The organism is Fusibacter paucivorans, assembly GCF_018390735.1.
GTDB classification, from domain to species: domain Bacteria; phylum Bacillota; class Clostridia; order Peptostreptococcales; family Acidaminobacteraceae; genus Fusibacter; species Fusibacter paucivorans.
The window spans coordinates 1-21,900 of the sequence record NZ_JAHBCL010000026.1; the positions used below are offsets into that span (position 1 = coordinate 1).

Consider the following 21,900-nt stretch of genomic DNA (forward strand, 5'->3'; position numbering starts at 1 on the left):
TGTCACTTCAGAAAGCTATTGTTCGTATTTCAAAATGGCTAGCTTTGCTGTACCTTCTTTTCAGGACAAGCATTATTCAAAAAATTTAAAATTGGTTGTTGACTTTTATTAGCTGGTCTAAAATTTAGATGAGTTTATGATACTTCAAAATTTCAAGAACACCTTGGTTGAGATACGCCCCGAGTTCCTGCTCATTATTGCCGGTTCCCTTAGGGCGATTTGCCATTTCTTCCTTAATACCTTCTTCTGCGACATCGATATATCCTTCCGGAATATCAGACCATTTTGCCATGTCTTCCAGCCACGTTTTCATTGCACCCGCTAAATGCGCGTTAATGCCTCTGAAGCCGGCAGCACCGCCACCCAAGTGGTTAACGAGGTGAGGTCCTAATATCGCCCATCGTAATCCAACGCCATAGGTTACCGCTTTATCAATATCTTCTACTGAGCAAACACCACGGTGCACTAGGTCATAAGCTTCTCTAATAACAGCAACTTGAATTCTATTGCAGAGAAAACCCGGTGATTCTTTCTTTAAGACAACCGGCTCTTTGCCAATTCCCTTATAGAAAGCAACTGCTTTTTCAACGACTTGTGCATCGGTTTGTTCATTTGTAGAAATTTCTACCAACGGCATCACATAAACAGGATTATATGGATGTGCACAAATAACACGTTCAGGGTGTACAGCATTTTTACTAATATCTGAAAGCAATAACCCCGATGTGCTGGAAGCAATGATCGTGTCCTTAGGACAATGCGCTTCAATTAACTTTAGTACTGATTGCTTTAACTCAATTTTTTCAGGACAGTTTTCCTGAATCAGTTCAGCATGCTCAACAGCAGTTTTAACATCAGTTGTATAAGTCACTGATTTTAGCGCTTTTTCCTTTGCTTCAGCAGTCATCATGCCATAAGTACAAAAGAATGACAAAATCTCTTCTAGGTTTGTTTTTGTATCATCTAATTTCTCTGTATCTATATCATAAAAAGTGACATTGCAATTACCCTTTAAAAACGTTGCTCCCCATGCAGTACCAATAACACCAGTTCCGTAGCATGTAACGTTTTTCATATTGCCTCCTATTTTGTAATGCCAAGCATCGCTCTTGCTTCGTCAGGTGAAGCAATTTCAAAGTCAAATTCACGCATGATTCTCGCCATTTTTTCAACGAGTTCACCATTATTTTTTGCTAAAACACCTTTTGAAAGATAGAGGTTATCTTCCATACCGACGCGTACATGACCGCCGAGCAGCAAGTTTTGCATACAAATTGGGTATTCTGCACGACCTGCGCCGAATGCCGACCAATTGTATTCGCCTACACCAAACAAACGATCTGCTGTTTCTTTCATCATTGTGAGGTCAGCTACATTTGAACCGAGTGCGCCATTGATGCCAAGCACAAATTGTAGATATGGTTTACCTTGAATAAGACCTGTATCTTTTAAAAATTTAACATTGTAAATATGACCGACATCATAGCATTCCAGTTCTGGTTTTGTACCGTTGTCATTCATAATTTGAATCATTTTTTCCATGTCGGCAAAAGTGTTTTGGAAAACAAATCCTTTTGTCATTTCAAGCATTGCCTTTTCCCATGGATGTTTGTATGATTTGATTTTTGCCGCAGCCGGGAAGAGACCCCAGTTTATAGAACCTGCATTCATCGACGCGAGTTGCGGTTTGAATTTAGGAACAACAGATACGCGTTCTTCAACGGTCATGCCTGCTCCGCCGCCTGTTGTAAGGCAGATGATCACGTCTTTATTAACCGCGCGAATTTTTTGAATAATCGTATCGTAGATTTCCAAATCCGAAGATGGTTTGCCGTCTTCAGGATTTCTGGCATGGATATGAACCGCCGTTGCACCTGCATTGGCTGCATCTATGGCATTTTGTGCGATTTCATCTGGTGTAATTGGCAAATATGGTGACATAGAAGGAACATGAATCGAGCCCGTAATGGCACAGTTTAATATTCTTTTACTCATAACTTAATCTCCTATATAATAATCTTTTGGGTGAATGAAATCATTCACGTCGTCAACCCCCCAAATTCAATTGTCTAAAATATCGCAATGGCGATAAAAGTACAGATAAAGGCGATGATAATCGGCATAAATACCGTCGTCCAGAAAATATGGTGATAACCTTCTTTATGGTTGACACCGACAACGCCCATTAGGATGAAAATCCCGCCTGCATGCGGCAGCGTATCAAGGCCGCCTGCTGCAATCGCCGTTAAACGATGCAATACTGCCGGATCTGCGCCAAGGTCAATATAGGCTTGGCCGAGTGCTTTCAAGAAGATTGTCAGACCACCGCTTGATGAGCCGGTAATCCCTGCAACAATTTCTGTGGCAAGCACTGCTGAAAGATATGGATTAAAATCAAGTCCAAGCGCGAATTGAACAAAGCTTTGGAAAGCAGGTGCCTGCTGAACCACAAAGCCAAAGCCAACGATAACAGCAACGTCAATAATTGCCATACCATCTTTTAAGCCCTTGTTAATCGTCGTTAGTTTATTGGTGAGTCTTCCCCAGTTCAAAGCAAACACAAGTGCCGTCGCTGCAAGCATGCAATAGACAATCAATTCAATTGATGAGAACGTATTGCGCAGCAAGACGATGGCCGCAAGTATAAACACCATTGGAATAAACGAGATAAATGGATTCGGAAGTGTGTCCCGATCAATGGCATCGTATTTTTCAATGTTGTCATTTGGGCCTGGCACAAAGCCAATTCCCTTTTCTCTGAGTCTTTTCTCCTGCCAAACAAAATAGGCATAGCCGCCGATAAACATCAGCACACTAGCGAATATCCCAAGTCCGGGAGCAGCCGTCAAGGTCGTACCAAGAACCTGTGACGGTATGACATTTGTTAGTTGAGGGGATGCGGGTAACGCGGTCATTGTAAATGTCGCTGCACCAAATGCAAGAACGCCCGGCAAAAGTGATTTAGGCAAATTCGCCTCTTTAAAGAGCACAATCGCAACCGGATATGTCGCAAAGACGACGACAAACAAGCTGACGCCTCCATATGTCAACACTGCCGTTGTGACAATCAGTACCAGCACCGCACGCTTTTTCCCAAACCATTCAAGGCATTGGTAAGCAATTGCCTGCGCAGCACCCGAATCGTCCATTGCTTTTGCAAAGAGCGCCGAAGTGACAAACACGAGAAAATAAGAACTCATAAAATAAGCAAACCCACCCATGAAGGCCTCTGAGAATCCCGTCCAGAAGGGCATGCCATTTGTTAAAATAACGACAGTAGAGCAAATAAGCGCCGCAGGAATCGCGCCAACGCCTTTATACGCTAAAAAAATCAATAGTACAATTGCCAGTAATAACCCCAAAACACCTAGCATTTTAGCCTCCTATTTGATTAAATGAAATGATACTTTTGCGCTGCCGCTTCAAGTTCTGCTCTAAAATCCGGATGTGCAATCGCAATAAGCGCCTTTGTTCTTTCTTTTACTGTTAACCCCTTTAAATGTGCAACACCATATTCCGTAACAACGTAATCGACATCTGTACGCGTCAAAGTAACAATCGTTCCGGGCTCTAAAAACGGCACAATATTCGATACGCGCTTCCGTTCGCCTGTATCAGGCATTTTGATTTCAGCCGTCGCATGAAGTGCAATAATCGACTTACCGTGCATTGCCATTTGAGCACCGATTGACGTTTCAACTTGTCCACCCGTACCGCTGATTTGTTCGCTTCGAACAGATTCAGAAGCACATTGGCCAGAAAAGTCAACCATAATTGTCGTGTTGACAGACACCATTTTGTAATTTTGCTTCACCAAGTCTGGCGCATTCGTATACTGCGCTTTAAAATGCAAAATGCCGGGATTGTTGTCAATAAAGTCATAGACTTTTTGAGATCCCATACAAAATGATGTGATAATTTTATCGGGATAAAGTGTTTTGCATCGCCCAGTGACAACACCTGCACGAACGAGATCCACCATGGCGTCATTAAGCATTTCAGTATGGATGCCCAAATCTTTTTTCTCCATGAGCGCTTGAGCCGCTGCATTGGGAATACCGCCAATTCCAAGTTGGATCGTCGAGCCGTCTTCGATGAGCTCAGCAATATAGCTGCCGATGATACGGTCCTCATCGGATATTGGCGCCGACGGAAGTACCGGCACAGGCCGATCGACTTCGTAAACGTAATCAGCATCCGATATGTGAAAAACCGTATCGCCAAAAGTTCTTGGTGATCTTGAATTAACTTCAAAAATCACTGTTTTCGCACTGTGTATCATCTCGGGTTCATAAATAGCACCAGGCCCTGTTGTCACATACCCGTGTTGATCCATTGCGCTTACTGTAACGACGTAAATATCTGGCGTACCGCGTCGTAGTACCCCGTCTGCACAATTTCTAAGGTGCGTTGGCATATGCGAACACAACCCAAGTTTGTTTGAAGCTCTGTGGACGCCACTGTAAAAGCCGGAATCCAGTTCAAAAATACCTTTGTATTTGGGGTTTACCATGATTTCATGCGCTTTCATGGAGAGCAACGCACTAATCTTGACGTTTTTTAGCCTATCGCTGACCTTCGGGAGATTGGCGATAAATTCCCATGGTTCAATTGGCCCACCGCCGAGGACTATGTGTTGATTCGATTGAACGAGGCCAACGGCATCTTCAACCGAAATGCGTTTTTGCTGATAGCGTTGTTGATACATCTCTTACCTCCATTTGGTCATCGTGTGTGCAATTCAATTGCGCGCTTTGACTTGCACTTTATATAAGAGCAAGAAGGATGCCAAATTCGTGACGTTGAAATTTCAACGTTTATGAAATGCAGCAATGCATCTTTCGCACAATTGCATTAGCCGTAAAAAAAAATAATGCCATTTGGCATTATTTTTGTCATTTGTTCATTCTGTATTTTTTCTTTATCCTTCATATGTTTTTTCTTCATCGTGCACGCGTCTTCATAGACTCATCATTCATTACAACGGTTCCGTTCAAGTTGTATCTGCATATGATTCAGGTGCATGATATAGCTTCTATTCATTATACGCCTTCAATCAATTTACGATGTTTTCGGTGAATCGTCGACTGATTGACACCGAGTACTTCTGCGGCACGGTATGTGGTACCGTATTTTCGCATAGCGTATTTGATAATTTCCGCTTCATAGGCATCCATAAGTTCCTTATAACTTTTGTGTTCCAAGTCAAATAATTCTTTCGCCTTATCATTCATCTCACAGACCCAAACAGGCGAATCGACTTCACCGGCTGCTCGCTGATGTCGACTTTCAATATCTGCGAGCAGCCCCTCGGGCACATCATTGAGTTCAATCACCGCCGTTTGTGTCATAACGACCATTCGTTCTACAAAATTTTTTAATTCTCTCACATTGCCCGGCCACTGATATTGCCGCATAATGTTAAAAACGTTTTGTGAAAACTGCTTATTCTTATTGTACTTCTGACAGTAATGTTGAATATAAAATTGTCCCAAAGGGATAATGTCCTCGCTGTGTTCTCTAAGCGGTGGTAATTTTAGCGGCACGACATTTAATCGAAAATAAAGATCTTGTCTGAAACGCTTTTGTGCGACAAGCTCCTCAAGATCGGCATTGGTTGCCGTAATCAGCCTAAAATCAGAAAACTGTTCCCGAATGCTGCCGATCTTTTTTATCATCTTGCTTTCCAATACGCGAAGCAGCTTTCCTTGTGTTGCCAACGGCATGGCATCAATTTCATCCAAGAATAGCGTGCCGCCATGCGCCAGTTCAAAGAGCCCAATTTTCCCTGTGTCCAGTGCACCTGTAAATGACCCCTTCTCATAGCCGAACAATTCTGCCTCTAAAAGACTTTCCGGCAATGAAGCACAATTTATTTTAATCATCTGTTGGTCAGAACGAGGACTCATTTCATGAATAAAACTAGAGATGACTTCTTTCCCAGTTCCAGATTCACCCAAGAGTAAAACACTTGTATCAACTGATGCTAAATTTTTCGCTTGGTTTAATAACTTCTTCATCCTATCGCTCTCTGCGATAATTGCCGTCGATTTTGATTTGCTTTTTTGTTCGTCACGATATCTGAAAATACTAACATCACTATTTTCAAGTGCTTTTTGGTATTTGACATTGATATCCTTAACATCTTTCAATAAGCCAACGAGGTATATAACATCACCATTGGCATCAAAAATGGGAGATTGCGTAATCATAAAGCGACTGACAATTTCGTTTTTATGCGTTACGTGCTGACAAGCGATCACCTTTTGCTTTGTTCGGATGACCGTTCGTGTTACCAGTGGTGAGATACGTCCTTTTTGTTCCATGTCAAAAACGTTCAGTTCGTAGAATTCCTTTCGTGAATAACCCGTTACTTTAATCAATGCCTTGTTTGCAAATACAAAACTGCCGTCACAGTTTAATACATATGCCGGATCGTCGATTGCATCCAAGACATCTTCGAGTAAAATCTCCATCGTCTTCACCCTCTTCCTACATTTAAAAAACCGCCAATAACCTAACTCATTTTTCTTCCTTCATTATCATATTGCAAGTCACATGCCATGAGATATTGAAACTCACTTTAGGTAAATTTCAAAGATTATCTAAAAACCAGCCTTTGCACTAATGCATTAAAATGCATAATTGCAAAAATAAAATTGCAAAATAATGCACAGGCGCATTATGCCGTTGCATCTTGCAAGGATTTATACGGTTTCAATATCAGCTCCCGTCACAATCTTGTTCTTACCATATGATTTAGCCTGATAAAGCAGTGTATCCGCCCTGTTAAATACATGCTCAACAGTCTGTGACGCTACATCGTCAAGCATTCCTGCCGAAACAGTAACTGCTATTTTCTGCCCGTTAAAAGTAAAGGTATAGTTTTCAACCGTATGTCGAAGGGTTTCAAAAATACGATAACCTACTGTGCAGTCACAGTTTTTCATAATAATAATAAATTCATCGCCGCCATAGCGGCAGACAATATCTGTTTTGCGAAAGTGCTCCTTGATAATTTCAGCTAACGTAATCAACACGTAATCTCCGGCCAAGTGACCGTAAGTATCGTTGATCTGCTTAAAATTATCAATATCCATAAGCACAAATGTATCATTTGTCATATAATCATTAAACATGCGCGTAATATAGCGCTGATTCCATAAACCTGTTAAGCTGTCTGTCATCGCACTGTTAAATGCCTGTTCTTTCAGATACGTTTCTTTAACCAGCATAAGGTCTTTCTCATAAATAGCCTCGTATACCAAAAGTACGGGAATAACGGCAAGAAAGCTAATATAGACAATGGGGGAATTTAGGTTGAAATAATACCCTAATGCATCCATAACGACAGTAATGCCCCCATATATGCCCAACATTAATGCCGTCATAAAAAAGATGTAGGCGGCAAGGCGCTTTTTCAAATACGCAAAACAGACAATCACCCAACTGAAAACGTTAATCAACGCCATAAAGTACCAGTACGTATAAAGCATCTTAAACATCACCATATCATTAGCAATAAACAGAATGATGAGTGTGCCGTCAAGCATAAGAATACCGAGGTTTCGAATCCACGGCTTTTCAAAATACCTGCTGACGACAAAAGAATAAAAAGCAATGCTGATAAAAAGGCTCCCCATAACAACTTTTTTATAGAGCAAATAGGAAATGCCGACACTTTCAAGCGGCAAATAATCGAAAAAATAAAAGCCTGCCAAAAGCGTCGCCACAGTAAGATAGACAAAGTTACGGTCACGCTCTTTATTAATGAAGTAAAACATCAGTGTAATGACTGCCGAAAAATATAAAAATCCGATCATCAGTGTATTCAGCTGTTCCCCGAAATAACGCATATTGGCAATAATCGGATGGGCTTGGTTCGTTGGGACTATATAAATCGGCGCAATGGTCAAGCCAGTTTTATATTGTGCAACAGTTTCAATCGCCAAAGTGTTTTGTACTTCGATCAGCTCCGGATCAATGATAAAGGCGTGCATTCCGTTCCAGTAATTACTGTTGCCCTTTATAAAATCGCCCTTTGTACCAATCATGATTTCATTGAAATAGACCCTGAAAGCATTGTCAGCAAGCCGATAGATGACCAGTGCATAACTATCTGTCTCCGTATTGCCAAACTGTTCTTTAGGAATAGTCGTCGTATACACATGCTGCTGCAAACCGCTTTCCGAATGGTTCGCCGCAACGAGAGATGGGGTAAAAGCCTCTCTTGGTACGACAATTGAGCCTTCTGTTTCAAATGCTTTGTAATGACTATTTTGGACAGCCGAAAACAAGCTGATTATAACGGTCAACAGCAAAATAGCCGTAATCAACAAGCGACTTCGCATAATGTCTCCTCAATAATTATTGCAACTATTATAGCACACACAGACCGTGCTTTAATAGTACTAAATGCCCGTATAGGACAGACAGTCAATGTCGTAGTCATCCGCTTTTTCTCAATAAAAAACTGCACCAAGCGCCGTATCATTGCGGCAATAGCAGTGCAGCTTTCATAAACTCGTGTATTCACTTATATCTACAGTACATGTTCATTATCACAATTATTTCATTTTCCATACTGTTTTCAATATACGAAAATTGCCAGCATCCACATCCATAAATATATTTGCTATTGCCCAGTTATAGGCAATTCTGATTCACGCCCTTGCGTTTCATTCAGTATTTGTCTTAATGCCATTTTAAAATAATCAATGCTTTGAGCACCTGAGATCGCATATTGGCGGTCAATGACAAAATACGGCACACTCTGAATGCGTTGCTGATGGGCAATCGCCTGATCTGTAACGACTGCCTCTAAATAGCGTTTTTCATCAAGCGCCTCTTTTAACGCCTCTGGCGGAAGGTCAATTTGTTCTGCGATCTGCAAGAGCGATATCATCTCACCAATATCTACACCGTCTTCCAAATAAGCTTTGAAAAGCAGTTGAGCCGCTTCCATTCCTTTGCCGTTGGCTTCGGCAAACTTATGCATTTCATGAGCCATGCCGGTATGATTTGGTTTTATGTGATCAAAGTCGTAATGAAGTCCTACTTCGGCCGCCATTTTGATAATGTTGGCATTCGACGTTTTCGCCTGTTCATAGCTAATATTGTATTTCTCAGCAAGCATTTCGTTGAGATCTTTTCCGGGTACGCGCTTAGCATTCACATCCAGCTGAAAACTTTTAAATTCAACCACTGTCGATTCCGCTAATCCCATTGCTTCAAGCGCTTTCATCATCGCCGTTTCACCAATATAACAAAACGGGCATGCAAAATCAGACCATATCTCTATTTTCATGTCAATCCTCCTCAATATTTCTTTGGCCTCATTTTGTCAAGAGGCCATTTTATTGCCTTCACTGTTCAAGTAATTGCATTGTCGCTTGTTTGCTATAAACGTATAATCAATTATAACAACGCCGCCTATAGACGTTATCCTTTTCTAATATCTTACCACAGACACTCAAAATAAGCATGTGCATAACATCGTTGCAGAGCCTGTGAAATCGCTTCAATAATCGATAACGTTTTTCAATTAACGTCGCTTGCCTGATTTCATCTTTAGGGTTTGGGTATTGATGAAACATAGGAGGGGGGAAGACAACGGAGGTAATTTATGAACACATTCAGAGCACTCGAAGCATATGAAAACACAAATGGTCAATTTGAGCAGCGAATTATTCAGCGCGCTATTGAAGATTTACCAGATGGCGAATTGCTCATCAAAGTCGCTTACTCATCTTTGAATTATAAAGACGCACTTTCTGCCAGTGGTAATCGCGGTGTCACAAAAAAGTTTCCGCATACCCCAGGCATTGATGCCGCAGGTACCATTGTCGTTTCACGCGTTGGCCGATTTAAAGTTGGGGATCCTGTCATCATAACCGGCTATGACCTCGGCATGAATACCTTTGGCGGATTCAGCAATTACATTCGCGTCCCTGCGAACTGGGCTGTTGCACTTCCAGATGGCCTCACGCTGAAAGAAAGCATGATTTACGGCACTGCCGGTTTTACCGCAGCACTCTCCATTGATAAACTGCTCCGGGGTGGCGTTCAGCCGGAAGACGGCGATATTTTAGTCACAGGTGCAACCGGCGGCGTCGGTTCAATGGCAGTCTCCATTCTCGCCAAATTGGGTTACCGCGTCATCGGTGCTACCGGTAAATCAGAGGCGCGTGAGATGCTGATGTCACTGGGTGCTGCTGATATTATCAATCGCCGTGAAATGGATGACGACAGCGGTCGTGCCATGCTTCGAAGCCGCTGGGCAGGCGTTATTGATACTGTCGGCGGCAACACGCTTGCGACAGCGCTTAAAACAACACAATACGGTGGGTGTGTTACCTGCTGCGGCAATGTAGCCGCCGCAGATTTTACGACAACGGTTTACCCATTTATTCTCAACGGTATCACACTTTTCGGCATCGATTCCGTCAATTGTCCTATGGCACATCGACTTGCTATCTGGGCACGCTTAGCGGATGCCTGGAAACCTGATACCTTACAGCATCAATACCAAACTATCACACTGGTTGCGTTGCCAAACGCCATTTCCCTTATGCTAAGCGGACAGCACAAAGGACGCACCATTATTAAGCTTGACGATTAACCCTATCACTAATCATCGCTTAGGTTTCAGGGCTCAATCTTAATGATCCAGTCTTTTTAATCTTTAATCAAAAGAATGCCGCCTAAACGTTATTGGTGACAATTTCCTGATTTTAATAAAAACGACTGTTGCTATTCAAGTGAGAATGGCTTCAGTCGTTTTTTAGTTTATTGCACTTTAAATTTTTTTGATAAGCATTTTGAGTTCTTCTGCCGTACTCGCAACACTGTCCGCATTGCCGGCATATTGGTGATGCATCATTAACATTGCCGCATGATCTTTGTAAAAAATTGTATTGCCATTTCATAATTTTCAATGCTGATTCGCTCATCGTAGCTGTGAATGCGACCGAGTTCAACATCATCCAATACCATAGGCGAAAATCTCAATATGTGGTCGGCAATTGCTGTATAATGTCTCGAATCGCTTGCGCCAAGCATTAAATAGGGTGCGACGACAATACCGGCATAGACATTTTCAATCGTCTCTGCGACTATTTGCCATTGTGCACTTTCAACATCAGTGTAAGGTGATGCCTCACGTGATTCGACGACGTTTATCTCGAAGTCACCGCCAATGATCTGCTTAACACGATCAATTGCCTCTTTCGTTGAATCTCGTCTCAGAAGTCTCATATTGACACCCATGGCAGCCTCATCCGGCAATATGTTAAAAGCGTCACTGCCTTTTAGCTTCGTCACAGCAACTGTCGTTCGAATCAGCGCATTCATTTCACCGCCAGTTTTGGTAAATTGCCATTTCAATAAGGGTTCAAAGCACCATAGATTGGCGAATATCATCCGGTACAGCCTTGTTGAATGCCTGCCCAAAGCATTAAAAAGTGCTCTTGACGGCGGAGAGAGCTCAGCGGGAAACGGTTTTTTCTCAAGTGCAGTAATCGCATGTGCAAGCTTTTGCGTCAGCGATTGAGGCGGCGGTGACGATGAGTGACCACCATGTCCTCTAAGCACTATTTCTAAATCAACATACCCCTTTTCGCCAATGCCTACAAAAGCGCACGGCTTATCAACACCGGGAAAGACATTTGAAACAATGGCGCCGCCCTCATCCAGTACGAGATGCGGTTTAACACCGCGACTTTTAAGCAGCTCAACGATGGCGGGTGCCGATGGTCCGCTAATCTCCTCATCACCGCCAAATGCAAAGTATAAATCATTTGCCGGCATAAAACCGTCTGCTAGTAGATGTTCTGCGGATTCAAGAATACTGACAAGTGTTATCTTTGTATCCAATGTGCCGCGTCCCCAAATATACGTTTCGTCAATTTTACCTGAAAATGCCGGCACCGACCATGCTTTTTCATCGACGGGAACTACGTCGTAATGGCTCATCAGCACTGTGGGCGATTCGTGCGCATGCCCCAACCACTTGATTAATATCCCACGCGGTTCAACATAAGTTACTTCTAGCTTTTCATGAACAGCTGGATAAAAATCGCGCAATTTTTCTTTGAAAATCTTAAACTGTGTTTCATCAATTCGCGAAATATCTGTATAGGTAATGGTTTTGATTTTTAGCAATTCACTGAAATGGAACAGTGCCTTATCGAAGTCAACGGCTTCTTTTCTGAAATTTGTCGCCATTTTTGACTTCGGTACAAATGATACCGTGCGTATTATGATCACGCCCATAAAAGCGATCAAGCAAAATAAAATACCCAGAGCCCAATACATAGGCCAACCTCCTTTTATTCCTTAAAAATCGCTAAGTCAAGCCGTAGCCGATGACATAACCTGCGGCGAGCCAAGCAATCGAAAGTATAAGCAGCATCACTTGCAACGGTAAAATAAATTTTAGCCACCTACCATAGGAAATCTGCGTTAGTCCCAGCGAAATGAGCAAAACGGCATTGGTTGGATAAAGAATATTTGAGAAACCGTCTCCAAACTGAAATGCCAAAATACCAAGTTGACGTCCCATTCCCAACATATCCATCATCGGCATAAGAATCGGCATGAGAATAAAGGCCTTTGCGCTGCCCGACCCAATAAAAAAATTCAGCAGCATCACCAGAAAAAACGCGCCGACAATTGCTGTAATTGGATGAAGCCCCATCATTGCGGTTGAAACGTAATAAAGAATCGAATCGAGAATCTGGCCTTCCATCATAACATATTTAATGCTCGTTGCCAGCAATATTAGAATAATCGCCGGCGACATGTCGACAGCTCCCTTTAAAAAGCGCTTAATCACGCCGCCTTTCGCACCATATGTCATCATACCGACACCTAGCGCTGCAATGAGAAATGACAATGCAATAACAATAAGACTCAAATCGCGCATCCACGCCACAAATGGCGAGATCAATACATAAACGAGCATAACTGACATCACGAGAACAAAAAAAGTGTAAGCGCGTTTTGGCGGTGTTGTTGGGGATGCCGAAACGACCTCGCTATCGACTTTATCAAACAGATCTTCCGTTTCGGTCATTTTCGCTTTAAGACCGGTAACAGTACTGTGCTTTTGTGCGTGTCGATACAAGTAAGCAAATAATACAATGTAGACGGTTATAAATACAAGCGCTCTCAACGGTGCACCTGAAAATACCGGCAAGTCAGCCAATTGTTGTGCAACGCCAATTGTAAAGGGGTTCGTCACTGCTGCAGCAAAACCCACACCGCAAGCTAATACCGTAATACCCATTCCCGTCAGATCGTCCCATCCCATTTTTCTGCTGAGGATCAGTACAAGCGGTGCCAACGGTACAACTTCCTCAAAAACACCCACAAAAGCCCCCAGAGCCATAAAAAATAAAATGAGAATGCCCATTAACTGAAAAGCATTGTTTTCGAATCGCTTGGCAATTTTTAAAATCACGCCTTCCACCAGTCCTGTCTCCTGCAAGAGATAAATTGAGCCACCGATTATTAATAAGAATAGAATAATGGCTATGACCAAGGCGCCGGAATCACTGAATAAAACTAAAATTGGCGCACCAAGCCACTTCAAAAATGAAATGCCCGCCTGATCTGATGGTACCCATGTACCGTCAAAGGTGCCGCTTGGAATGATATACGTCAATACGCCCGTTGCCATCCACATGACCACGAGCATGACAATAGCACTTATAAATACTTTAATTTGTGAACTGCCTTGATGATCTGACAAATAGATCCCCCCTTCATTTTTGTGGTATTACCAGTATGTAGTCATTATAGTTTTTTATATCCTTAAACACAAGGTGTTTTTTGAATTATCTGACTTTTAAAACGAGTGCTTTCTGCTCCTCACGCTTACACCGCACTTCAGCAATTAAAAAGAAAAAAGAACCTAGAATCGCAATCTGTCGTTCTTACAAAATGCGTTCCTAAGCTCTCCGGACTTTAATCTAATTTTTAGCCTAACCGCCTCTGTATAAAAGCGACGACAATATCTCGACCAATTTCAAGTGCCTTTAAATCAAAGGTCATCTCAGGATGATGCAGCCCCGGCTTTAAATCAGCTCCGAGACCAATAAACGTATTTTGAATATCCAAATGACGTTTAAAGAAATGAAAATCATCACTGCCGGGGGTTACCGCAGGCGGCTGGCATACACCCAGTACAGATTCAATTGCCGCAGCAGCCTCTTCTACCATCGGCTGATCCAAGTTCGCCGCGTAAATATGACCAAGAATATCGATCTCTGCCGTTGCACCAATTGAACCGACCGCCCCTTCGATTGCTGTTTTAACGCGTTCAATCAATGTATCCAGCACTTCATTGGTTTGCCCCCTAAGGTCAATATTCATATCAACCGTATCGGGAATGATATTAAAAGCCGTGCCGTGTGAACGAATCCCCGTAACTTTTGCTGAATGTGCAACAGTTGGATCGACCCGTACGGCGTTGACGGCCATTCCTGCAAGCATTGCCGCATCAACAGCGCTAACGCCCAGATGAGGCCGTGCACCATGAGATGAGACGCCGTGAATGACAACGCGCATCATGCACGCACCGCTGTGATTGAGTCCCGGCAGCGCTTCCCCCAATGACAGTTCGGTATAGTCTCTTAAGTGCATGCCAAAGAGCTCTGTCATTGCCGGAAGTCGACCGCTCTGAATCATTGCCATTGCACCCGTCCCCTTTTCCTCGGCCGGTTGAAAGATAAACATCATTTTCCCTTTTGAAATGCCTCTTTCCTTAATAATGCAGGCTGCACCCAATGCGATCGCGCAGTTGGCATCGTGACCGCACGTATGACGGTTTACAGTTTTACCGTCTATTTCATACGCAAGCGCATCCATATCGGCACGAAACCCCAATACAGGGCCGGGCACACCGGAATCCAAAATACCAACTAAACCGCATTGTCCTACATTATCAATCACTTCATAACCCAACTCAGTGAGTGTATCCGAAATAAAGCGACTTGTCTTCGAGAGTTCAAAGCCCGTTTCAGGCATTTTATGCAATTGATTATAGATTTCTACTACGCTAAACGACATTGCTGCAATTCCTCCTCGTCTGTCTTTACTAAAGTGAACATTATTATTGTTGTTCCTCCCGCATTGCTAATCCCACTGCATTGTTAAACCAACGCCAACTTCATGTATTGGATGGCGCTCATGTATTTTAGCCTTTGCTTTAAACGAAACGCAGTGACTAGGGTAGAGTTGCGCCACTTTGTTTGCCTCAAAGTAATCAATGGTTTTTATAACTTGCTCATTCACTTCAAATAAATGAAAACCGCCAATGATCCCTGCAATCCGCTCTGTCTTAAAAATTTGTTTCGCATATTCCGTAATATTGCAGATCCCGCTGTGTGAACAACCCGTGATAATCCATAACCCGTCAGCCGAATCATAGACAAGAGCTGTATCGTCAATAAGGGCATCATCTTCCCAATTGCCGTCAATATTAATTTGACTTTTAAGTTTCGGCTTTTCAAAATCGTTAAGCCTTGGAATTTCACCTAAAAAAGTAATGTGATCACTTAGTTTCATAGGTTCTTTCGTCAGTGATAATTCACACATTTTAGCCATTTCAGCTGTATTATAGGGCGCACCAACATCATTCCCCTCAGCTTGTTTAGGCTGAAAACACAGCGGGTGTGCAACAACCTTTACTGATTGCAGATCTATTTTGTCTTTCAGATATTGAAGGCCGCGTGTATGATCATCGTGACCATGTGAAAACGCAATGGTGTCAACTGTTCCCAAATCAATGCCCATCTTTGCGGCATTTTGCAAAAAGGCATCTGAATAACCAACATCAAATAAAATGCGACGATCACCATCTTCAAGATAGTAGCAGGCAGCCGGTTCACCTAAATAATATTCATTAATGTGTGTATGGTTGTCCATTAATACCGTAAGTTTCATTTTTTCACCTCTCTGATTATCTGAATTTCTACTGCCGGCCTTCCTTCGTCATACTGATTGGTAACCTTGGAACAGCCTCTCTTCACTTTAACATATTTTTACCCCTTACACAGCCTTCCAAATGAATTTATGCCCAAAACTTTGCCGACCTTCACGCTTTTGCCACTCATTGCCATCGTTCATTGGTGTCATTCACTGGCGTCGCTATTTGGCAACTGTATCTTTTAGCCAGTTGCCTCAAACAGCATTTTCAACCGTTTTACATTATGCTATGATGTAGAAAAGCGATCCCATTTCGACGCTTATACCGCCTTAACGGTTTGACTTGGCGGCTAATGGACTCTTGGAAAATAAAGGAGATATGATGCTGCATCATTTACACATGCGCATCACTCAAAAGTGCGCATCAGGGTATTTATTGGAGATTAATAATCGGCTGTCAGATCAAACAGCCTCGCTGATGTTTGACCCTCATGAAAAACACATTATTTGGGGAGAACATACCGAACTTGCCGTTTTCCTAATGGCAAATGAAGATCAATTCAGGCGTTTGCTTCACAATAAAAAAGCCGATTCTTTTTTTATCGATTTTGAACTCGATTTCAGTCTATTGGACGGTAAGGATATTCGCGCCTTCAATGATAAACGCAATATCGTCGTTTCAGACCACGGCGATCTTTATGTCATTCAAGAATCACAAAACGTACAATCACTGAAATCTATACGGATGGCAGTTATAATGAATCTCTGGAAACCGGGGGCGGTTGTTTTCTGATCAAGGCAACTGACGGCGCTTATCAGGCAAATCATTTTCCGATATCGGGCAAAGGGTCATCGCGCATTGAACTCGAAACAGTTATTGCGGCACTTTCAGCCTACTCGGATGATGTGCGCATCGTCACCGATTCACAGTATGTGCGCAAGGGCATCACGGAGTGGATACAGCACTGGCAGCATAACCATTGGATGACAGCCAATGGTACAAAGGCAAAAAATATTGGATTATGGCAGCAGCTCCATGAACTCTGCGCTCTACGGTATATCGAATTTCAATGGGTTAAAGCACATCGGCAGCAATTCGAAAACACTTATTGCGACCTTCTGGCCAAAGAAGCTGCAAAACGTTAAAAAGTCACCCCCCACTACCTATATGGGCGATGACTTTTTATATTATTATACACAGATTTGGAGGGGCACTCGCAAAATCTAGTGTGATAATCCACTGATGTATCCTCTTGATCGAAACTTAACCGATCAATCTACTTTTAATATCAACATGACTCTCGATGTCAACATGGCTCTCGACAAAATACCCCATTATATCACCATTGCCATTTACTGTATGACTCAATCATGTAACCATTCAGATTTGACCCATTCATGTCAATGATGAAATTTAATTGCGTCTAAAACGGGAATATACGGTTTAATATCCAACACGGGACATTGGTCCATTTTCTCCGGGCAAGTAACGGTTAACGTATTTTCAGCAATATCGACAATTTCAGCAATCGCCTGTAATATCGGGTTAGGGCGATTTTGAGATCTCGATGCAAAAACGCCCAAATCTACAACTGAACCCGGCGGTTTAAGCATCAGTACATCGCGTTTTGAAGTCATATCCCAATACGTAATCATCACGCTGAGTTTTGGCGTCAGTCCCACGATAGCCGGCATAAAGGCAGCATCCAAAACAATGTCAAATGTATGACATGAATCTGACGCTTTTAAACACATTACAGGGTGAATAATCCCAATGGTTTTTAGTTGCATATCCATCGCCTCCGCATTCTAAAAAAGGTGTATGGCGATAAGAGTATCATAAAAATGCCACCTATCAGTTGATAGATGGCAATACACGGCATAAAAAGGCTCTATCTTAATAGCCTTGCACTCCATCGTCCGTAGAGTTCTTGCAAACGGCATTGGCAGGTCTTCTGACTTATGGCTCTTCACCTGTTACGCCTTCCCACCTTACGGCAGTGGCATCTGTAATAGGCTCCTCAAATACAGCAGCGGGACTGTGCAGGAATCACACCTGTTTCCCTTTTAACGGCACATTGTGCAGACCAATGCTTACTATTTTATTGTTACTTATTTTATCGTTTCTCAACATTTTTGTCTAGATAGATTTTTACGCAATTTTATATTATTTCGGTTAAAATAGTTGCATGTTGTAAACCATCAACGACTCTTTGGTCATTTAAAATACCATTCTTCCTTTAAGCACGGGGTAGGCATTTTACTCATCCTTTGCTATAATGTTTGCGATATCAGCCTGAAGTATAAAGTTCATTCTCATTATTTTTATTGAAAGGAGCATCATTCAAATGATACTCATCATATCACCTGCCAAAAAAATGAATCTCGACATTGACAGTCTCCCCTATGAAACGCTCCCTGCTTTTTTAAATGAAACGACTGAAATTTTAAAAACACTCCGAACTTTTGATTACGCTTCACTTAAAAAACTGTGGGCCTGCAACGATTCCATCGCTACACTCAACACAGAACGCGTGCGTGAAATGGATATCACGCGGCGGCTGACCCCTGCTCTTCTCGCTTATGAAGGCATTCAGTATCAATATATGGCACCGCATGTCTTTGAAGATCGCCATTTTGAATATATTAAAACCCATTTGCGAATCCTCTCCGGCTTCTACGGCGTCTTGCGCCCCTTTGACGGCGTTACACCCTACCGACTGGAAATGCAGGCTAAGTTAAAGGTAAACGGCTATCAAAACCTTTATCGCTTTTGGGGAAAAAAATTAGCGCTCCATCTCGCTAAGGAAACCGATCTCATTATCAATCTCGCCTCTAAAGAATACAGTCGGAGCATCGAACCTCATCTGCCTAAACACGTTAAGGTCATCACCTGTGAATTCAGCGAAAATATTAATGGCAAGCGCATTGAAAAAGCAACCCTCTGCAAAATGGCACGCGGCGAAATGGTGCGCTACATGGCAGAAAATCAAATTGAAACCCCAGATGGGATCAAGTATTTCAACCGCCTCGATTATGCCTATGATGAAAACGTTTCAACAGATACACACTATGTTTTTATCAAACGTCCAACCCTACGTAAATAATTCCCTTCCAAATCTTTTTCAAACATGGCGAAAAAAAATTTAAGATTGTTATTGACATATGCTTTATAGAATGTTATTCTCATATTGTAATCATTACAAATTGAGAATAGTTTTCTTTCACTTGTTCTTTTCCCACTGAGACATTACATAGTGACATCAAATTCTCATCACACAATTGTTAAACTAAAAATCATATTATTTCTAAGGAGGCAAACAATGGAACCCGCTAAATTACCTTTACTAGGAGACGCTTTTCCGAAAATGCAAGTAACGACAACACACGGTGTTAAAACACTACCTGATGACTATAAGGGCAAATGGTTTGTACTGTTCAGCCATCCCGGCGATTTCACCCCTGTCTGTACCACTGAATTCGTCGCTTTTTCAAAGAAGAATGAGGCTTTTAAAGCACTCAATACTGAATTGATCGGCTTATCAGTCGACCAAGTTTTCTCACATATTAAATGGATTGAGTGGATCAATGAAAATACAGATACCACTATTCCATTCCCGGTTATCGCAGATGAACTCGGCATTGTTGCCACAACACTTGGCATGCTGCACCAAGGTAAGGGAACCAATACAGTTCGCGCCGTCTTTATCGTCGATCCCGAAGGTGTCCTGCGCCTGATGATGTACTATCCGCAAGAAATCGGAAGAAGTGTCGATGAAGTTCTCCGTGCATTAAACGCTCTGCAAGTGACTGATGCCAATGGTGTTGCCGCACCTGAAAACTATCCGAACAACGCATGGCTCGGTTCAGATGTCATTGTGCCGCCAGCAAATACCGAAGCACTGAAAGCACAACGATTAGCCGATGCAGCAGCCGGCAAAATCACTTGCAAAGACTGGTGGCTCTGCCATAAAAAGCTTTAATACGGTATAATCCATAGAATGATTTACCGGTGTCACACGAGAACTTGTGTCTGACCATCATCAATTGGAAGCATCGTTTAAAAAATGCTATTGGTCTTAAAACAATTCCTGCTATGACAATCTAAAGAAATGATGTCGTTTCCTCAATTAAAAAAGCACCTAAAAAAGTACCTTCCAAAGCAATATAATTTTGGAAGGTATTTTTAATTTCAGCAATTTTGCATTTAAGAAACTTACTTGATGATCTTTCGTTAATCTTTCGTTAATCCTTCACCTAAAACTTCACCTAAAGCGCTATTCTAAATGATCTACCATCGCAGTTCGATAAGTTATTCCACACTTTCTAAAGGAAACGTAACCCGCCAGTCGCCTTCCGTCTTCATACCAGAAGTCACAAAGTCGCCATATAAAGCGTACGCTGCTATGTTTTCGAGTGGTACATCGAAGACGCATTCATGATAGTCAATGCGGCCGATCTGCTCGTCTGTCTCGGAAAAGTAGAAGCTAAAATCACAGTCAATTTCAGTGCCGTTTTCATCTTTCAAATAAAAGAATCCGTGATTATCATTGTCAAGCGGGTGTTCTACAGCCGTTTGTATATGCAGCTCACCGTCTATATAGGCAATACCCGTGAATGCGATGCCGTCAATAGGAAAGTTTGCCATGGGAACTGACGGCACGAGCGCAATGGGATTTTTCTCAAATTCCAAATAGCCTTGATAATCTCGTCCGCCGCCGCCATTCGACGATACGGTTTGTGTATGCTCGGCGTCCGCTATATTGGCAAGTGAGACGGGAATCGCCAGATCTTCATAGCTGTTTTTTTGACTTAAAAATTCTCGCACAGAAAACGTGATTTTATCCCCGTCAATATTTTGTCCACCCCATTCGTCTATTGTAATTAAGAACGTAACGATTTTTGTTTTTTCATCATACCCAATCATCTGACAATGGGCTGAACTATCAAAGGGACGATTAATTGTATAACTATCAAAGAGATCTGTCGTGCCATCAATGCGATTTTCAGTTAGATCCTGCATGGTCACATAGATTTCTGCCGTTTTCTGATGAATATTTGCAGAAACGACCTCTAATTTTATACCATTGCTAATACTGGATTTTTGGACCGGCATAAAAAATTGCGCCACGCTTGGCGAAACCATATACATCAGCTGGTAAATCGGTTCTACCGTGGATGCAATGACAGGCATCGTCATTACTAAAATTGCGCTAAAAACGACGAGCATCATGATATTTCTTTTCAATCTTAGCGATATCATGCGCTTCTTGCAATGCTTACCGCGAGCCGCGCTTAAAACGTCCTGCATCAGCTGTTCGCTTGGAAAAATATGACTATTCATACGGTGATAGCTTTCTTTAAACATCCTGATCCTCCTCCAGTATATTTTTTAGCATTGCTCTCGCACGTGTAAGCTGCGTTCTTACCGTAGAGCTCTTTCGCTCTAAGCTTTCAGCAATGGCTTCTGTGGACATATCCTCATAGTAGTATAAGTGAATAACCTCTCTATATTTTGTCGGTAGCTGCTGCAATTCATTATAAAGATCAATGGCCTCTTTTGTTTCAAAGGGCAGGGTTTCTTCTAAAGGCACTATCTTTCTCTTCCAGGCAGAACCCCATAGTTTTTTGGAACAATTAACCGTTACTTTGATAAGCCATGCTTTTCTGTGGTCTTCATTTTCAAAAACCGGCTGTTTTTTGATATAGCGTAAAAAGACTTCTTGATAAATCTCATCGGCATCGTGTCTTGTTCCCGTTCGCGCAAAAGCAAGACGATAGACCATGTTGCTATAGCATTTTATAACCGCTTCGGCACTTTCATCCATACACAATGGCTGTGGCTCCATATTAAATCCCCTCCTTTCACCCTAAACACCTTTCAACGAGTCATTATGCTACAGGCAAAAGCAAAAAAATAAGCGTGCCATTAGCACGCTAAACAATTCATTACGATATTATACCATTTTC

19 protein-coding genes and 1 riboswitch are annotated in these 21,900 nt (G+C 42.2%); of the genes, 5 read left to right on the forward strand and 14 right to left on the reverse strand.

Annotation, left to right across the window (positions count from 1 at the left end):
* Positions 1-124 precede the first annotated feature (124 nt).
* From KHM83_RS14080 to KHM83_RS14110, 7 genes are all read right to left on the reverse strand, one after another.
* A complete protein-coding gene (locus KHM83_RS14080; protein WP_213237671.1) occupies positions 125-1,075 on the reverse strand; it encodes a 3-hydroxyacyl-CoA dehydrogenase family protein in 951 nt (316 codons plus the stop codon).
* Between the two features lie 8 nt (positions 1,076-1,083).
* The gene (locus KHM83_RS14085) at positions 1,084-1,995 is read right to left on the reverse strand and encodes a beta-keto acid cleavage family enzyme (RefSeq protein WP_213237672.1); all 912 of its coding nucleotides are present in this window, start codon (positions 1,993-1,995) and stop codon (positions 1,084-1,086) included.
* 74 nt (positions 1,996-2,069) lie between these two features.
* The gene (locus KHM83_RS14090) at positions 2,070-3,374 is read right to left on the reverse strand and encodes a GntP family permease (RefSeq protein ID WP_213237673.1); all 1,305 of its coding nucleotides are present in this window, start codon (positions 3,372-3,374) and stop codon (positions 2,070-2,072) included.
* 17 nt (positions 3,375-3,391) lie between these two features.
* On the reverse strand, positions 3,392-4,708 hold the full coding sequence (locus tag KHM83_RS14095) for an acetyl-CoA hydrolase/transferase family protein (protein WP_213237674.1): 1,317 nt from the start codon (positions 4,706-4,708) through the stop codon (positions 3,392-3,394).
* A gap of 334 nt (positions 4,709-5,042) precedes the next feature.
* On the reverse strand, positions 5,043-6,476 hold the full coding sequence (locus KHM83_RS14100) for a sigma-54 interaction domain-containing protein (protein WP_213237675.1): 1,434 nt from the start codon (positions 6,474-6,476) through the stop codon (positions 5,043-5,045).
* Between the two features lie 231 nt (positions 6,477-6,707).
* Positions 6,708-8,351: a GGDEF domain-containing protein gene (locus tag KHM83_RS14105; protein ID WP_213237676.1), complete on the reverse strand. Its 1,644-nt coding sequence runs from the start codon at positions 8,349-8,351 to the stop codon at positions 6,708-6,710.
* A 284-nt stretch (positions 8,352-8,635) separates the two neighbouring features.
* Positions 8,636-9,307, reverse strand: coding sequence for a DsbA family oxidoreductase (locus KHM83_RS14110; RefSeq protein WP_213237677.1), 672 nt, complete (start codon positions 9,305-9,307; stop codon positions 8,636-8,638).
* Positions 9,308-9,625: 318 nt separating this feature from the next.
* Between KHM83_RS14110 and KHM83_RS14115 the strand changes: the two genes are divergently transcribed.
* Positions 9,626-10,621, forward strand: coding sequence for a YhdH/YhfP family quinone oxidoreductase (locus tag KHM83_RS14115; protein WP_213237678.1), 996 nt, complete (start codon positions 9,626-9,628; stop codon positions 10,619-10,621).
* Between the two features lie 260 nt (positions 10,622-10,881).
* On the opposite strand, the gene KHM83_RS14120 is transcribed toward KHM83_RS14115, so the two are convergent.
* The 4 genes from KHM83_RS14120 to KHM83_RS14135 form a co-directional block, all read right to left on the reverse strand.
* The gene (locus KHM83_RS14120; RefSeq protein WP_213237679.1) at positions 10,882-12,315 is read right to left on the reverse strand and encodes a M20/M25/M40 family metallo-hydrolase; all 1,434 of its coding nucleotides are present in this window, start codon (positions 12,313-12,315) and stop codon (positions 10,882-10,884) included.
* Positions 12,316-12,346: 31 nt separating this feature from the next.
* Positions 12,347-13,753 carry an AbgT family transporter gene (locus tag KHM83_RS14125; protein WP_213237680.1) on the reverse strand — a complete coding sequence of 469 codons (1,407 nt, stop codon included), beginning with the start codon at positions 13,751-13,753 and terminating at the stop codon, positions 12,347-12,349.
* A gap of 227 nt (positions 13,754-13,980) precedes the next feature.
* Positions 13,981-15,072 carry an amidohydrolase gene (locus KHM83_RS14130; protein WP_213237681.1) on the reverse strand — a complete coding sequence of 364 codons (1,092 nt, stop codon included), beginning with the start codon at positions 15,070-15,072 and terminating at the stop codon, positions 13,981-13,983.
* Between the two features lie 66 nt (positions 15,073-15,138).
* Positions 15,139-15,948: an MBL fold metallo-hydrolase gene (locus tag KHM83_RS14135; RefSeq protein WP_213237682.1), complete on the reverse strand. Its 810-nt coding sequence runs from the start codon at positions 15,946-15,948 to the stop codon at positions 15,139-15,141.
* 343 nt (positions 15,949-16,291) lie between these two features.
* On the opposite strand from KHM83_RS14135, the gene KHM83_RS14140 reads away from it, so the two are divergent.
* Together KHM83_RS14140 and KHM83_RS14145 are read left to right on the forward strand one after the other, a co-directional pair.
* The gene (locus tag KHM83_RS14140) at positions 16,292-16,723 is read left to right on the forward strand and encodes a hypothetical protein (protein ID WP_213237683.1); all 432 of its coding nucleotides are present in this window, start codon (positions 16,292-16,294) and stop codon (positions 16,721-16,723) included.
* Complete coding sequence (locus tag KHM83_RS14145; protein ID WP_246543122.1) at positions 16,720-17,076, forward strand: RNase H family protein; 357 nt, start codon at positions 16,720-16,722, stop codon at positions 17,074-17,076. Before KHM83_RS14140 ends, KHM83_RS14145 begins: the two co-directional genes overlap by 4 nt.
* A 255-nt stretch (positions 17,077-17,331) precedes the next feature.
* Here the strand turns inward: KHM83_RS14145 and KHM83_RS14150 are convergent, their stop codons facing one another.
* Positions 17,332-17,721, reverse strand: coding sequence for a TrmO family methyltransferase domain-containing protein (locus KHM83_RS14150; RefSeq protein ID WP_213237684.1), 390 nt, complete (start codon positions 17,719-17,721; stop codon positions 17,332-17,334).
* A 137-nt stretch (positions 17,722-17,858) separates the two neighbouring features.
* A riboswitch (cobalamin riboswitch) is annotated at positions 17,859-18,037 on the reverse strand.
* Positions 18,038-18,278: 241 nt separating this feature from the next.
* Here KHM83_RS14150 and yaaA point away from each other — a divergent pair.
* The gene (gene yaaA, locus KHM83_RS14155) at positions 18,279-19,037 is read left to right on the forward strand and encodes a peroxide stress protein YaaA (protein ID WP_213237685.1); all 759 of its coding nucleotides are present in this window, start codon (positions 18,279-18,281) and stop codon (positions 19,035-19,037) included.
* 216 nt (positions 19,038-19,253) lie between these two features.
* Positions 19,254-19,913, forward strand: coding sequence for a peroxiredoxin (locus tag KHM83_RS14160; RefSeq protein ID WP_213237686.1), 660 nt, complete (start codon positions 19,254-19,256; stop codon positions 19,911-19,913).
* A gap of 329 nt (positions 19,914-20,242) precedes the next feature.
* On the opposite strand, the gene KHM83_RS14165 is transcribed toward KHM83_RS14160, so the two are convergent.
* Both KHM83_RS14165 and KHM83_RS14170 read right to left on the reverse strand, forming a co-directional pair.
* Positions 20,243-21,298, reverse strand: coding sequence for a hypothetical protein (locus KHM83_RS14165; protein WP_213237687.1), 1,056 nt, complete (start codon positions 21,296-21,298; stop codon positions 20,243-20,245).
* Complete coding sequence (locus KHM83_RS14170; protein WP_213237688.1) at positions 21,291-21,779, reverse strand: RNA polymerase sigma factor; 489 nt, start codon at positions 21,777-21,779, stop codon at positions 21,291-21,293. The genes KHM83_RS14165 and KHM83_RS14170 overlap by 8 nt, the downstream gene beginning before the upstream one ends.
* Between the last annotated feature and the right edge of the window lie 121 nt (positions 21,780-21,900).